This is a genomic window from Pseudomonas sp. TWR1-1-4 (assembly GCF_049897165.1).
In the GTDB taxonomy this organism is placed as follows: domain Bacteria; phylum Pseudomonadota; class Gammaproteobacteria; order Pseudomonadales; family Pseudomonadaceae; genus Aquipseudomonas; species Aquipseudomonas canadensis.
Genome location: NZ_JAFCVS010000001.1, coordinates 41,613 through 56,266, shown reverse-complemented (window position 1 = coordinate 56,266; position 14,654 = coordinate 41,613). Strand labels below are relative to the sequence as shown.

11 protein-coding genes are annotated in these 14,654 nt (G+C 60.1%); 9 read left to right on the top strand and 2 right to left on the bottom strand.

What is annotated here, in order from left to right:
- Positions 1 to 12 precede the first annotated feature (12 nt).
- Both ACP7C6_RS00230 and ACP7C6_RS00225 read right to left on the bottom strand, forming a co-directional pair.
- Positions 13 to 903 (bottom strand): SDR family NAD(P)-dependent oxidoreductase, encoded by an 891-nt coding sequence (locus ACP7C6_RS00230; protein WP_028616496.1) that lies wholly within the window; start codon positions 901 to 903, stop codon positions 13 to 15.
- On the bottom strand, positions 900 to 2,438 hold the full coding sequence (locus tag ACP7C6_RS00225) for a flavin-containing monooxygenase (protein ID WP_426108003.1): 1,539 nt from the start codon (positions 2,436 to 2,438) through the stop codon (positions 900 to 902). Before ACP7C6_RS00225 ends, ACP7C6_RS00230 begins: the two co-directional genes overlap by 4 nt.
- Positions 2,439 to 2,705: 267 nt before the next feature.
- Here ACP7C6_RS00225 and ACP7C6_RS00220 point away from each other — a divergent pair, with 267 nt between their 5' ends.
- The 9 genes from ACP7C6_RS00220 (at position 2,706) to ACP7C6_RS00180 (ending at position 14,648) form a co-directional block, all read left to right on the top strand.
- A complete protein-coding gene (locus tag ACP7C6_RS00220) occupies positions 2,706 to 3,704 on the top strand; it encodes an alpha/beta fold hydrolase (protein WP_305381220.1) in 999 nt (332 codons plus the stop codon).
- Between the two features lie 294 nt (positions 3,705 to 3,998).
- Positions 3,999 to 5,279: an alkane 1-monooxygenase gene (locus tag ACP7C6_RS00215; protein WP_068935880.1), complete on the top strand. Its 1,281-nt coding sequence runs from the start codon at positions 3,999 to 4,001 to the stop codon at positions 5,277 to 5,279.
- Positions 5,280 to 5,412: 133 nt separating this feature from the next.
- The gene (praA, locus tag ACP7C6_RS00210) at positions 5,413 to 5,907 is read left to right on the top strand and encodes an alkane oxidation protein activator PraA (RefSeq protein ID WP_028616492.1); all 495 of its coding nucleotides are present in this window, start codon (positions 5,413 to 5,415) and stop codon (positions 5,905 to 5,907) included.
- A gap of 132 nt (positions 5,908 to 6,039) precedes the next feature.
- Positions 6,040 to 6,543, top strand: coding sequence for an alkane oxidation protein activator PraB (gene praB, locus ACP7C6_RS00205; protein ID WP_311892652.1), 504 nt, complete (start codon positions 6,040 to 6,042; stop codon positions 6,541 to 6,543).
- Between the two features lie 185 nt (positions 6,544 to 6,728).
- Positions 6,729 to 8,186: an outer membrane protein transport protein gene (locus ACP7C6_RS00200; protein WP_122728263.1), complete on the top strand. Its 1,458-nt coding sequence runs from the start codon at positions 6,729 to 6,731 to the stop codon at positions 8,184 to 8,186.
- 313 nt (positions 8,187 to 8,499) lie between these two features.
- The gene (locus ACP7C6_RS00195; protein ID WP_426107999.1) at positions 8,500 to 11,025 is read left to right on the top strand and encodes an acyl-CoA dehydrogenase; all 2,526 of its coding nucleotides are present in this window, start codon (positions 8,500 to 8,502) and stop codon (positions 11,023 to 11,025) included.
- 90 nt (positions 11,026 to 11,115) lie between these two features.
- A complete protein-coding gene (locus ACP7C6_RS00190) occupies positions 11,116 to 12,459 on the top strand; it encodes a 3-oxoacyl-ACP reductase (RefSeq protein ID WP_311892647.1) in 1,344 nt (447 codons plus the stop codon).
- Positions 12,460 to 12,462: 3 nt separating this feature from the next.
- Positions 12,463 to 13,353, top strand: coding sequence for a MaoC/PaaZ C-terminal domain-containing protein (locus ACP7C6_RS00185; RefSeq protein WP_426107997.1), 891 nt, complete (start codon positions 12,463 to 12,465; stop codon positions 13,351 to 13,353).
- Positions 13,350 to 14,648 (top strand): acetyl-CoA C-acetyltransferase, encoded by a 1,299-nt coding sequence (locus ACP7C6_RS00180; protein WP_068935887.1) that lies wholly within the window; start codon positions 13,350 to 13,352, stop codon positions 14,646 to 14,648. Before ACP7C6_RS00185 ends, ACP7C6_RS00180 begins: the two co-directional genes overlap by 4 nt.
- Positions 14,649 to 14,654 lie beyond the last annotated feature (6 nt).

Here is a 14,654-nt window from a genome sequence, read left to right as displayed (position 1 = left end):
GCGTGCTCCTGTTCAGAGACGGGGCTCGTCGTTGGTTTCAAACACCGGCGTGCGTGGCTTGGGCGCCATGCGTTTGCTGGCGAACACCACCAGCGCTTGATAGGCCGCCGGCAGGCAGCGGGCGAGCAGGTCGAGGAAATACGCGTCGCGGCCGATTAGCACGCGGCGCTTGTTCTTGCGTACGCCGTGCAGGATCACTTTGGCAGCCTGGTCGGCGTCGGTGATGAACAGCTTTTCGAAGTCGGCGCGGGCCTGTTGTTCGCTGTGGATCAGGAACCCTGTCATGTTGGCGTCGATACGGCTGCTGCGACAGATATCGGTGCGAATGCCGCCGGGGTGCACGCAGGTGGCTGACACGCCGCAACCCTGCATATCCAGTTCCTGGCGCAGGGATTCGGTAAAGCCGCGCACGGCAAACTTGGTGGCGTTGTAGCCGCTCATGCCCGGTTGGGCAAACAGGCCGAACACGCTGGAGGTGTTGACGATATGGCCGTCGCCTGAGGCTTTGAGGTACGGCAGAAACGCCTTGGTGCCGTGGACCACCCCCCAGAAGTTGATGCCGACGATCCATTCCAGGTCGGCGTAGTCCACGCCCTCCACCGTGCTCGACAGGGCCACCCCGGCATTGTTGAAGACCAGGTTGACCTGGCCGTGATCGGCTGCGCAGCGTGCAGCCCAGTCCTCCATGGCCGTGCGATCGGACACATCCAGCACCTGCGTAGTGATCAACACCGGTGCCAGGGTTGAGGCCTTGATCAATGCCAACGTCTGTTCCAGCCCCTGGCTGTTTTTGTCCGCCAACGCCAGGTGGCAACCCTCCCGCGCCAGGGCCATTGCCAAGGCGCGCCCCATGCCGGATGCAGCGCCGGTAATGGCCGCGACACGGCCGTTGAATGACTTCATGACAAGCTCCCTTCGGCAGTGGAATGGGGCGTAGGTACAGGCCGGTTGGGCGCATTGACCGGCATCAGACTGGTCACATAGTCCTTGAGCGCAAACTGGCGGGTGACGCGTTTGAAGCGCCAGGTCGAGCCCGGCCATAACGTGGTGTTCTTGCCCGTGCGTGGGTCCAGGTACCAGCTTTGGCATCCTCCGGTGTTCCAGATGGTGCGCTTGAGCTGGGCCTGCAGCTGTTGGTTGTATGCGCTTTCCACGCTGGGTTTGACATCCACGCTGGCGATGCGATGCCGCTGCATTTGCTCAAGCGCGTCGAGGATGTAGGTCACCTGTGCTTCGATCATCAGGATCATCGAGTTGTGCCCCAGGCCAGTGTTGGGCCCGACGATCAGGAACAGGTTGGGATAACCGGGCACCGTAGTGCCCTTGTAGGCATGGGCACCGTCTTGCCAGGTGTCCATCAGGTCCACGCCGCCGTGCCCGATGATGCAGTCGCGGGGCAGGGGATCGGTGGCCTGGAAGCCGGTGCCGAAGATCAGGCAGTCGGCCGGGTGCTTGATACCGTCGGCGGTGATCACACCGTCGGCTTCGATGCGCAATACATTGTCGGTGACCACCTCGACATTGCTGCGTGACAGCGCAGGGTAGTAGTCATTGGAGATCAGCACGCGCTTGCAGCCGATGGTGTAGTCCGGGGTCAGGGTCTTGCGCAGGGAAGGGCGCGCCACTTGTTTGTGCAGGTGGCGCAGGGCGATTTTCTGCACCATCTTCATCAGCCGTGGGTGCAGGGCAAAGCCGACCACGCGGCCCTCCAGCGCCCAATAAAAGGCGCTGCGCACCAGGCGTTGGGTGAAAGGCAGGTGTTTGAACAACCAGCGTTCGAAAGGCGAAATGGCCCGGTCGGGCTTGGGCATGATCCACGGTGGCGTGCGCTGGAACAGGTCCAGGTGAGCCACGTGCGGCGCTATCTGCGGCACGAATTGAATGGCGCTGGCGCCCGTGCCGATCACCGCCACGCGTTTACCCTTCAAGGAGTACGCGTGGTCCCACTGCTGTGAGTGAAAGCGCTTGCCCTTGAAGCTGTCGAGCCCTGGAATCTCCGGCAGCGCCGGCCGCGACAGGCCGCCCATACCCGAGACCAGCACCCGTGCACTGACCTGGCGACCATCGCTGAAGCGCAATTGCCAGCGCTGTTGTTGCTCATCGAAAACTGCCCGTTCAAGGCCCATGCCGAAACGCAAGTAGGGCGCCAGCTCGAAACGCGTGGCGCATTGCTCCAGATAAGCGCGGATCTCCGCTTGTGGCGCGAACTGCCGCGTCCAGTTCGGGTTCGGCGCGAAGGAAAACGAATACACATGGGACTGCACATCGCAGGCGCAGCCTGGGTAGTGGTTGTCACGCCAGGTGCCGCCGAGGGTGTCGGCCTGTTCGGCGATAAAGAAGTCGGTGAACCCGGCCTCCTTGAGCTTGATCGCCATGCACAGGCCGGCAAAGCCGGAGCCAATGATCGCGATGTCGATAGAGTCGCTCTGGTTATTCATAAGCATTCCTTCATGGGCATCGGGTGTGCTCCTTTTCTTGTTGTGTCTTTTAGATAGAACACCATTGCAAAGAAAAATTGAATTACTTATTTTAAAAAAGATTTTAAATAATCTACCTGAAAATATCGCCTACGCTAGTCCCAGGCTCCTCATGTGTGATTTGTCCGACGGACAAGCACGATGTTCAGGCCCAGGGTATGGGCGATAGCTGAGGCCTTGATCAATTCCGGTCGGGTCGACAGCAGCAGGGATGCAGAGGACCGAGCTATGGCTGTTGAATGGGTTATCGCTGCGGCTGTGTTGATAGGCGCGAGCGCCGTTTTATGGGGATTCAGCGCGTGGATGAAACGGCGCATTGAAGCCGCCGTTCCGAGCAACGGGCGCTTTCTGGAGGTGGATGGCGAGCGCTTTCATTACTACGAAGAGGGTAAGGGCCCACCGCTGGTGATGATTCACGGGTTGATGGGCAGCAGTCGCAACCTGACGTATGCACTGTCCGGGCAGTTGCGTGAACACTTCCGTGTCATCACGCTTGACCGTCCTGGGTCAGGATATTCCACGCGCCACAAAGGCACCGCTGCGGACCTGCCGGCCCAGGCGCGTCAGGTGGCGGCCTTTATCAATACGCTCGGCCTGGATAAACCCATGGTGCTGGGGCATTCCCTGGGCGGTGCGATTTCCCTGGCGCTGGCCCTCGACCATCCCCATGCGGTGTCGGGGTTGGTATTGGTGGCGCCACTGACCCATCCTCAACCCACGTTGCCCGTGGTGTTCTGGTCACTGGCGGTGCGACCGGCTTGGCTGCGGCGCTGGGTGTCTCACACCCTCACGGTGCCCATTGGCCTGTTGACGCGCCGTGCGGTGGTCAAGGGGGTGTTCGCACCAGACAATGCCCCTGACGATTTCGCCACCCGTGGAGGTGGCCTGCTGGGCATGCGCCCCGACAACTTCTATGCCGCGTCCAGCGAGATCTGCCTGGTCAATGACGCCCTGCCGGACATGGTCAAGCGCTACCCGCAATTAACGTTGCCCATCAGCCTGATCTATGGCGCGCAGGACAAGGTCCTGGACTTTCGCAAACACGGCCAGGCCCTGGCCGACAAGGTCCCAGGCCTGAAGCTGCAGGTGGTGGAGGGACGCGGGCACATGTTGCCGATCACCGCCACCGCGCGGGTGGTGGAGGCGGTGCAACAGTTGGCCAAGCGTGCGCGGCCAGCGCCAACCGCTGCGATCCTGCATCCGCCGTTTGCGTTGGCAAGCAAATAACCGTGTCGTCCACTGCGGGTTGTACCGTCCGAAATGCTTGCCCTAGAGACCTGACCAGGCGGCTGAAAAAGAGACTGCCCAGTCACGTAGAAAAGGCCTCGAAAAAGTAGTTGACGACCTAACGATTCCGCGCTATTTCTTTAAAAAAATATTTCAATGTTTATTTTGAAATGATTTTTGAAATGCCTAAGAGCGAATAAAAATGAAAAAAACGTCTTTTATCGCATGGTTGATTTCCTGGAGCAGTCAACGCTCCCTGAACCTGTTTTCCGCTTCCCAGCATCGGTGGCTGCCATGAATCAGACACTGGCAGCTCCAAGCGTATGGACCGACGGCAAGCGTCACCTGTGGTGGTTGGGCATCATGCCCCTGGCCACCCCTTTGTTGTCTGGCGCACTGGCCATTACCACCGGTATCCAGCAACTCTGGTGGGTCGGTGTATTGGTGATCTTCGGCCTGATCCCGCTGATTGACGGCCTGCTCGGTGAAGACGTGAGCAACCCGCCCGAATCAGCCGTCAGCCACCTTGAATCCCAAAGTTACTACCGCTGGATCGTCTACACCGGCGTGCTGTTTGTCATCTCGTCGGTACTGATTACGGGTTGGCTCGCCGCTGGCGGTATCGACTGGATCATCCAGGGTGGGCTGTTGCAGGCCACCGCGAACCTGGAGCCGTCGAGTTGGTTGTCCCATACCGCCAGCTACATCACTGCACGCACTCAACTGCATGGCGAAGTGAGTTGGTTCACTTACCTGGGCATGGCCATGTCGACCGGCGCCGCAACTGGCATCGCGATCAACACGGCCCATGAGCTGGGGCATAAACCCAATGCGCTGGAAGTGTTCCTGGCCAAGGTCACCCTGGCCCCGACCTTCTACGGGCACTTCTACACCGAACATAACCGTGGCCATCACGTACGTGTTGCCACGCCAGAAGATCCTGCCAGTTCGCGGCTGGGGGAGAGTTTCTGGGCGTTCCTGCCACGCTCGGTCTGGTTCAGTGCCCGCTCGGCCTGGAACCTGGAGCGCGAACGTCTGCGCAAGCTCGACCTGCCGGCCTGGCACTGGCAAAACGGTGTGCTGAGCGCCTGGATGTACAGCGTGGTGTTGTGGGGGGCGATGATCGCCTGGCTTGGATGGGCGGTTGTGCCGTTCCTGATCATCCAAGGCATCTACGGTTTCTCGCTGTTGGAAGTAGTGAACTATGTCGAACACTACGGACTTAAACGCCAGAAGTTGCCCAATGGTCGTTATGAGCGCTGCTCGCCACGGCATTCATGGAACAGCAACCGTATTGTTACCAATATCTTCCTGTTCCAACTTCAACGGCACTCTGATCACCATGCCAATCCGACCCGTAGTTACCAGTCGTTGCGCCACTTTGATGAATCGCCGCAACTGCCCTATGGCTACGCGAGCATGATTGTCTGGGCGTATGTGCCGTACTTGTGGCGCCGCCGCATGGACCATCGTGTACTGAATCATTATGCCGGGGATATCACTCTTACAAATCTTCAACCTTCACAACGGTTGAAGTACCTGGAGAAGTACAGCAACAGCGCCAAACCGTTTTAAGTTCATGTAACACATTGTTTGCGTACTCGGGGCCTGCGTGCCGCGCAGGCCTCTATCGCCCGGGATTTTCCAGATCGGTTGCCAGAAAGTTGTTTGACCCGAACAAAAATAATTAAAGGGAAGGACGTACACCATGCAAGCACCTGCCAAATTCACCACACATATCGTATTGGCTGCGCTGGGCCTGATCGCCTATCACCAGGCCCAGGCAGCGCGCATCGAACCCGCCGGCAGTGCGTTTACCGCCCAGGGGCCCATCAGCTTTTCCAAAGGCGCGCTGATCAGTGCCGACTGCACCATCAAGGTGGCCGGCAAGGTCGCCGCCGATGGTTCATCAGTGAACGTCGACAAAGTTGAATTCGACGGTGGCCTCAAGTGCAGCCGGGTCGAAGCCACCAACTTGCCATGGATCTTAGTAGCCAAAGACACCAAGAGCGGCTCCATGTCGAAGATCAGCGTCGATGTGCATGCATTCGGCCTCGGCGGCAAGTGCGGCCCCTCGACCGCCGACGGTACCTGGGATAACGCCACCGGCAAGTTGGAAGCCGCCAATGTCCCGATCGGCGAAGACTGCAAGATCAAGACGGTGTCGATCAAGATGCCGCCGAACTTCAAAGTTGTTGAATAAGCGTTAGATGGTGTTTCGGTAATTGAATTGAAATTTGGCTGGAAAGGGAAGTTCTGCAGTTTCACCGTGACCTCTCGTTCATGGCCATTACCCCTGGCGAAATGACTTCGCCATAACATGTGAGGAAAAACAATGAAAAGCTTGAAAACCCTCGTGTCGTTGACTGCTTTGACTGTTTGCATGGGTGCTGCTTCGATGGCGAATGCATATAGTATTACGCCAATCAATACCAACTTTACCGCGCCCGGCACAATCACGGTGAAGTCGCCTTCCTCGTTCCAGGCGGCCGTCAACTGCACCGCAACTTTCGCGGGCCGGGTTGACGGTGCCGGTGTAGCAAAAATCAATACCGTCACCGTTTCTGGTGGGGGCCTGTGCAACCTGCCACAGATCACGGGCTTGCCGTGGACCCTGACCGCGACCGGTCCTAACGGTGTGTTGTCCGGAACCGTTTCGAACGTCGGCTACACCATTGCCAGCTCGTTCCTTTACCCCGCCTCCAACTGTGGTCCGAGCACCATCAATGTGGGTTACAACGGGTCTGCGCTGACCGCGAGCAATCAGAACCTTAGTGGCAGTTGCACAGTTGTAAGCCTGAGCGTGACCCCATCGCCGGCGCTGACCATCATCCCTTGATGTTCGCTCGAGAATGAAGGGCTGATCACCCGTAAAAAGACAAGCGCCTCGGGTGAGGCGCTTGTTTCAGGGCAACAGATGTCCCTTGTAGCGCCGTGCATTTAACAAATAACCATCAGGAAAAACCAAGCAGCACCCTCAGTCGGCTGGGGCCGGTTCAGTGAGATAACAATAAGGAGTGCCGTATGAATAATAAGAAACAACAGGTACAGGTTCTGCTGGGATTGGCGCTAATGGGAGGGGTGATGGTCGCCACGCCTGTACACGCCGGCGGTTTCTCCACGCCTACTTATGGCGCACCTGGTTGGGGGAGGGCATTTGCCGGCGGTTCGCTGTTCAAAAATGACCCGAGTTCTGCTTACAACAACCCGGCGGCAATGGCTTTTGTAGAACACAATGTTGCGCAATTTACGGTTGACTACGCGCGCATCAAGATCAAGTACAAGGGCAGTGCCAACGATTATAAAGGTGACCCCGTCGCCAATATTCCGATTGGGGACAATGGTTTTCCCGACGTCCCGGCGGCCGTGGTGAACAACAATGATGGTGGGCAAGGTGGTTTCACTGCTTGGTTGCCGACCGGATTCATGGTGATGCCGCTTGGAGACCGCTTCGCGTTTGGTTTAAGCCAGGTAGTGCCCCAAGGCATGCGTTCGACATGGAACGAAGACTCCAAATTTCGTGATTTTGCGGTAGATACCAAAATCGAAACCGTCGGGCTGACAGGCTCTCTTTCGTTCAAGGTCACTGATCAGTTTTCCATTGGTGGCGGCCTGATCGTTCAGCACAGCAAAGGTTTTGTTAGCCAGAACATCGATTTGTTTTCGGCGGCGTCCAATTCCACGAGTCCTGAACTCAATGGCGTGCAGTTGCCATCAGGTGTCGGCGGCGCGTTGATGCGAGTCAAGGTCGACAATATTTCGACGGGCTGGTTTACCGGTGTGACATGGAAACCCACTGATAGAGATACCCTGGGCCTCAACTATCACGCCAAGATCAAAAACAAGATGACGGGCAAGTACAATATTCGTGCGGATGCCTATAACTATGCGTTGATGACCCAACCTAGCCCGATTGGTGGGAATGGCACATTGGTTGAAGTGGCTTATCCGGGCCTCAAACTGTTCCCCGACGGTGCCCACGCCAGCACCCAATTGGATATTCCTGCCACCGCCGGTTTTGACTGGGTTCACCAATTCAACGATCGCTTAACCCTGGGCGCGAGCGTGGTATGGACGCAGTGGTCATCGTTCAAGGATCTCACGCTGAAGTCTGGTGATATCGAGATCGTTTCTATTCCTTACAACTACAAAGACACGTGGATGTATTCGGTCGGCGGCGACTTCCGCGCCACCGATGAGCTGACCCTGCGTGCTGGCGTAGCCATTGACCAGACGCCCACCCGCAATTCAACCCGTGACCCGCGGATTCCAGATGGCGATCGCACCTTCCTGTCACTCGGTGCTGGCTATGACGTAAAAGCGGTGAAGGGCTTGAGCCTTGACGTCGCCTATTCCCACCAGTTCGTTCAGGAGGTCAAGTTGAAGACCAAAAACGTTGATCGCCTGGGGGGCGCTAGCCTTGACGGTAAAGCCGAGTCGTCGGGCGACGTGGTCAGTCTGTCGGCCACTTACGCGTTCTGATGGTTAATCTGATGGTTAAGTAGGATATGGGGTCAAGGCACCAAGCGCATCTTGCTGCCTTAACCCTGCAGTTCGTCCTTTGTTCTACTGAGTATCTTGCGCTCAATAGCCCTGGCTGCTCAGGCCAGGCGCTGTTTTCTCGACTGGTTGACCCGGCGGCCCGCTCAGCCGCCCTTTTTTTGCGCACGTATTAAATAATAATTTCAAAACAAAATTTGAATATAGTTTTCGAATTTTGTAGTGTGGCGTTACGCCGCATGTCATCCGACCTGGCGCACGTAGGCCGTACCCTGAATCGAGTAGAGGTATCTCCATGGTTATCTGGTTATTGGTGGGTTTCGCAGCTGCGATTGCCCTGGCGTATCGACAAGCCGCTGCCCTTCATTGGTTGGGTGCAGGCCTGATCTGGCTGGCGGCGGGTTACCTGTTCAACGTGGTGGCCGGTTTAGGCGCCACAGTCGCGGCGGTACTGGTGGTCGCTCCCGCGTTGTTGATGACGATCAAACCCCTGCGCCGTACCTTGCTGACCAGCAAGGCCTTGGGCTTGTTTCGTACGATCATGCCGGCTATGTCCGACACCGAACGCGCCGCCATCGAGTCCGGCACCGTGTGGTGGGATGCCGAGCTGTTCAGCGGCAAGCCCAACTGGCAGCGCCTGCTGCAAGCCGCGCCGGCCAGCCTGAGCGCTGAAGAGCAAGCCTTCCTCGACAACGAAGTCGAAACCCTGTGCGATATCGCCAACGACTGGGAAACCACCCAGGTCTGGCAAGACATGTCGCCCGAAGGCTGGCAGTACACCAAGGATGCCGGGTTCCTCGGCATGATCATTCCCAAGCAATACGGCGGCAAAGGCTTCTCCCACTACGCGCACTCGCAGGTGGTGATGAAGCTGTCGACGCGTTGCTCGGCGGCCGCCATTTCGGTGATGGTGCCTAACTCCCTAGGCCCGGCCGAGCTGCTGTTGCATTACGGCACCGATGCCCAGCGCAATTACTACCTGCCGCGCTTGGCGCGGGGTGAAGACATCCCGTGCTTTGCCCTGACCAGCCCGTATGCGGGGTCCGATGCCGGGGCGATTCCTGACCTGGGCATTGTCTGCAAAGGCCAGCATGAAGGCCAGGAAGTCCTGGGTTTCCGCGTGACCTGGGACAAGCGCTACATCACCCTGGGCCCGATTGCCACGGTGCTCGGCCTGGCGTTTCGCGCCGAAGACCCGGATGGCTTACTTGGCCAGCCCGGCTCGCTGGGGATCACCTGTGCGTTGATCCCGACGTCCCATCCGGGGGTAAACAGCGGTCGCCGCCATTGGCCACTCAATGCCGTTTTCCAGAACGGTCCTACCACCGGCAAGGATGTATTCATCCCACTGGAATGGGTGATTGGCGGCCGCGAACAAGTCGGCAACGGCTGGCGCATGTTGATGGAATGCCTGGCAGCCGGCCGGGCTATTTCCCTGCCGTCGGCCAACGTCGGCCTGGGCAAGGTGGCGGTGCGTGGCACCACCGCCTATGCCGCGATGCGCAAACAGTTCGGCCTGCCCATCGGCAAATTCGAAGGTGTGCAGGCGCCCTTGGCGCGCATGGCTGGACATCTGTATGCCTGCGATGCGGTGCGCAAGGTGTCGGTAGCGTCCCTGGACGCGGGTGAGAAACCGTCGGTGATCTCGGCGATCGCCAAGTACCACGTCACCGAGCGTGCGCGGATCATCGTCAATGACGGCATGGATATCGTGGCCGGCAAGGGCATCTGCATGGGCCCCAACAACTTCCTGGCCCGTGCCTACCAGCAAAGCCCCATTGCCATTACGGTGGAAGGCGCGAACATCATGACGCGCTGCCTGATCATCTTTGGTCAGGGCCTGATCCGCTGCCATCCCTATGTATTCCGTGAGATGGAAGCGGCGCGCAATCCGGACAAACGTCAAGCGCTGGAAGCCTTCGACAGCGCCATGTTCGGCCACGTGAGCTTTGTGTTGGCCAATACCGTCCGTGCTGCGGTGCATTCCCTGACAGGAGGGCGGTTGATTTCTGCCCCGACCAAGACCGACCCGGCGCTGGCGTCCTACTACCGCCAGGCCAATCGTCTGTCAGTGGTGCTTGCGCTGATTTCGGACATTTCCATGGGCGTGCTGGGCGGTGCCCTCAAGCGCAAGGAAAGTATCACCGGGCGTTTGGGCGATATTCTGTCGCAGCTGTACATCCTGTCCTGCGTGCTCAAGCGTTTTGAGGACGATGGCCGGCCCCAGGCGGATCTGCCACTGGTGCACTGGGCGGCCCAGGACGCGTTGCTGCGGGCCCACGAAGCGCTGGCGGAAGTGCTCGATAACTACCCGTCGAAACCTGCCGCAGCGGTGTTGCGTGGCCTGACGTTCCCGTTCGGTATCCCACTGCGCAAACCCTCGGATCGTCTGCTGGCCCAAGTGGCCGAGGTGGTGCAGACACCGGGCGAAACCCGCGACCGCTTGCTGGCCAATTCCTATATCCCACGTCCGGAAATCGACAAATTGGCCTACGGCGAACTGGGTTTCCGCCTGCTGCCGCAGGTCGAGCTGATCGATGCCCGGCTCAAGCCCGCGGTCAAGCAAGGCGTGATCGAACCCATGCCGATCTCCGCCACAGCCTTCACCGCCTGGCGTGTCAAGGCGCGCGCGCTGGACTTGATCAGCGATGACGAGGACACCTTGCTCGGCCGTTATGTGGAATACGCCGACCACGGCATCCAGGTAGATGACTTTCCGCAGGACTTCGGCTTGCTGGAGGCGTTGCAGCAGCGCAAGCAAGCGCTGGAGCCTGTGCCAAAGCGCCGAACCGCCCAAGGTGAAAACGCCTCGGTCAATTAGGAGAAACACGGTCCAAATGTGGGAGCGAGCAAGCCCGCTCCCACACTGATCGGGTTTACAGCCAAGACAGCGTTGTGAGTAGAACTACCTATGAGTGACAGCTACCTTTCTTTCGTCAATTCCGCCTGGGGCCGTCGCCTGGCCCAGGCCATCGGCTTGCCGCAACCCTTGCCATTGCAACGCTACCGCCGCGGCCAGCAGGGCTTGGTCAACCCGGTGATCGTCGCCGGGGCAGGGCGCCTGGCCGACGAGGTGCAGCGGATCTTCGCGGCAACGGACACCGTCATTGCCACCCCGGCCACGCTCAAGGCGCCGTCTACGGTGAAAGTGCAGGGCGCCGTATTTGACGCCAGCGCCGTGGTCGACCTGCAACAGTTGGACGAGCTGTATGTGTTCTTCCACGCCAACGCCAAGCGCCTTGGCCACCACGGCCGCGTGGTGGTGCTCGGCACCGCGCCGGAACATTGCCAGGATTTACCCCAGGCCATCGCCCAACGCGCCCTTGAAGGCTTGGTGCGCTCGCTGGCCAAGGAGCTGCGTAGGGCGATCACTGTGCAGTTGATCTACGTGGCGCCGGGAGCTGAAGACGCGCTGGACAGCAGCTTGCGTTTCTTCCTGTCGCGCCGTTCGGCCTATGTGTCGGGGCAGGTGGTGCGCCTGGAAAAAACCGTGGACGGCCCAGTCACGGTCAATTGGGACAAACCCTTCGCCGGACGTCGTGCCCTGGTCACCGGCGCCTCCCGTGGCATCGGCCTGGCGATTGCCCAGGTATTAGCGCGGGACGGCGCGCACGTAGTGTGCGTGGATGTGCCCCAGGCCCAGGCGGCATTGCAACAGGCGGCGGACAGCGTCGGCGGTTCGGCGCTGCCCCTGGACATCACCGCGACGGACGCAGCCGCACTGCTACAAGCCCATGTCAGCCACTACGGCGCCTTTGACGTGGTGGTGCACAACGCCGGGATCACCCGTGACAAAACCATCGCCAAAATGACCGAGGCCGCGTGGCGCAGCGTACTGGCGGTGAACCTCGAAGCGCCTTTGCAGCTCAGCAATGCGTTATTGGATAGCCAAGGCCTGAATCCTGGAGGACGGATTGTCTGTGTCTCGTCGATTTCCGGCATCGCCGGCAACCTCGGACAAAGCAATTACGCCACCTCAAAGGCCGGTGTGATCGGCCTGGTGCAGGGCCTGGCACCGCGTGCATCGGCACAGCAAGTGACGGTGAATGCGGTGGCGCCGGGGTTTATCGAAACCCAGATGACCGCCAAGATCCCGCTGATGATCCGTGAGGCTGGGCGGCGCATGAATTCGCTGTCCCAGGGCGGGCAGCCGATCGACGTGGCCGAAACTATCGCCTGGCTGGCGCATCCGGCGTCCGGCGGGGTCAACGGCCAAGTCGTACGGGTGTGCGGCCAAAGCCTGCTGGGAGCCTGAGCCATGGACTACGTGACGCAGATCATTGATCCGCCGCCTTCACGCACCCGCTTGCTGCTGGACGGCGTGCGCGCCTTGCGCAAGCCCAAGCTTGACGGTGCGCCTGTACTGCCCACGGAACGCCTGGTGCGTTCGGCAGTGGCGTTGTCTGCCGCCGACATCGCCGCCTATGGTCGTGCCTGTGGTTTTCGCCGCGAGCAGGGGGTGCCGCTGTCCTATCCCCATGTGCTGGCGTTCCCTTTGCACTTGATGCTGCTGACTCGCCCCAGCTTTCCGTACCCGGCCAGCGGTATGGTGCACCTGGCCAATCGCATCCGTCAGCACCAGCGCTTGCACGAAGACCAGGCGTTGCGCATTGAGGTGTATTGCGAGCGCTGGGTCGCCCATCCCAAGGGCCAGGCGCTGAGCATCGCCACCCGTGCCTACGGTGCCGACACGCTGGTGTGGGAAAGCGACAGCCTGTACCTGCGCCGGGACGTCAAGGACCCGGTTGGCGAACCGTGGGGTGACGTGTTGCCCTTGCAGGAGGCGGGCTTGCTGCGCACGCAGCGCTGGGTGTTGCCCGCCGACCTGGGCCGGCGTTTTGCCAAGGTGTCAGGGGATTTCAACCCGATTCACACCTCGGTGATCGGCGCCAAGCTGTTCGGCTTTCGCCGTGCTATTGCCCATGGCATGTGGACCCTGGGCCGTGCGCTCGCCGCCCAGCAACCGCCCAGTGGCCTGGACCAGGCCGAGGCCCATTGTGACTTCAAGCTGCCGATCTTCCTGCCCGGTCAGGTCGCGCTGTGGAGTCATCCGGTGACCAGCCCGCGCCGCGAGTTCGAAGTGCGCAATTTCGCCGGCGACAAACCCCATATGCGTGGCCTTTTCATCTGGAAAGAGAACCTGGAATGAGTGACTACAGCTTCAACCCGGCCCCGGTCCGCCGCGTCGCGATCATCGGCGGCAACCGCATCCCGTTTGCTCGCTCCAACACGGTGTACGCCCACGACAGCAACCAGGACCTGCTGGTCGCCGCGTTGCAAGGTCTGGTCGACCGCTACAACCTGCACGGCCAACGCCTCGGTGAGTTTGCCGCCGGGGCGGTGATCAAGCACTCGCGGGATTTCAACCTGGCCCGTGAGTCGTTGCTGTCCACCACCTTGTCGCCGGATACGCCGGCCTACGATGTGCAACAAGCCTGCGGCACCGGGCTGGAAGCCGCCTTGCTGGTGGCGAACAAGATTGCCCTCGGGCAGATCGAGGTGGGCATTGCGGGCGGATCCGACACCACCTCTGACGCGCCCATCGGTATCAATGAGTCCTTGCGTCACACGTTGCTCGCAGCCAATCGTGCCAAGGGTATGGGCGACAAGTTGAAGACGTTGCTCAAGGTCCGGCCCTCAATGTTCTTCAAACCACTGTTACCGCGCAACGGCGAGCCGCGCACTGGCCTGTCCATGGGCGAACACTGCGAAGAAATGGCCAAGCGCTGGCAGATCAAGCGCCTGGCCCAGGATGAGTTGACCCTCACCAGCCATCAGCGCCTGGATGCGGCCTACAAGCGCGGCTTCTTCGACGACTTGATCAGCCCCCATCGCGGCCTGGCCAGGGACAACAACCTGCGCGCCGATGCCAGCCTGGAAAAGCTCGCTGGCCTATCTCCAGCCTACGACCGCCAGAACGGCACCCTCACAGCCGGCAACTCCACGCCCCTGACCGACGGCGCCTCGGTGGTGCTGCTGGCCAGTGAAGAGTGGGCGGTTGCCAACGGCTGGCCGGTGCTGGCCTACCTGCGTACCGGCGAAACGGCGGCGGTGAATTTCGTCGACGGCACCGAGGGCCTGCTGATGGCTCCGGCCTATGCGGTGCCGCGCATGCTCAAGCGCGAAGGGCTGAGCTTCGATGACTTCGACTTCTTCGAGATCCATGAAGCTTTTGCGGCCCAGGTGTTGTGCACGCTCAAGGCCTGGGAAGACCCCGATTATTGCCGCGAGCGCCTAGGCTTGGAAGCGCCTCTGGGCACCATCGATCGCGCGAAGATGAACGTCAACGGTGGTTCACTGGGCTGTGGCCATCCCTTTGCTGCCACAGGAGGCCGGCAATTGGCGGCGCTGGCCAAGATCATCCATGAGAACGGCGGCGGGCGCGGCCTGATTTCCATCTGCGCGGCGGGCGGGCTGGGCATTACCGCCATCGTCGAAAAGTAGCTCTAT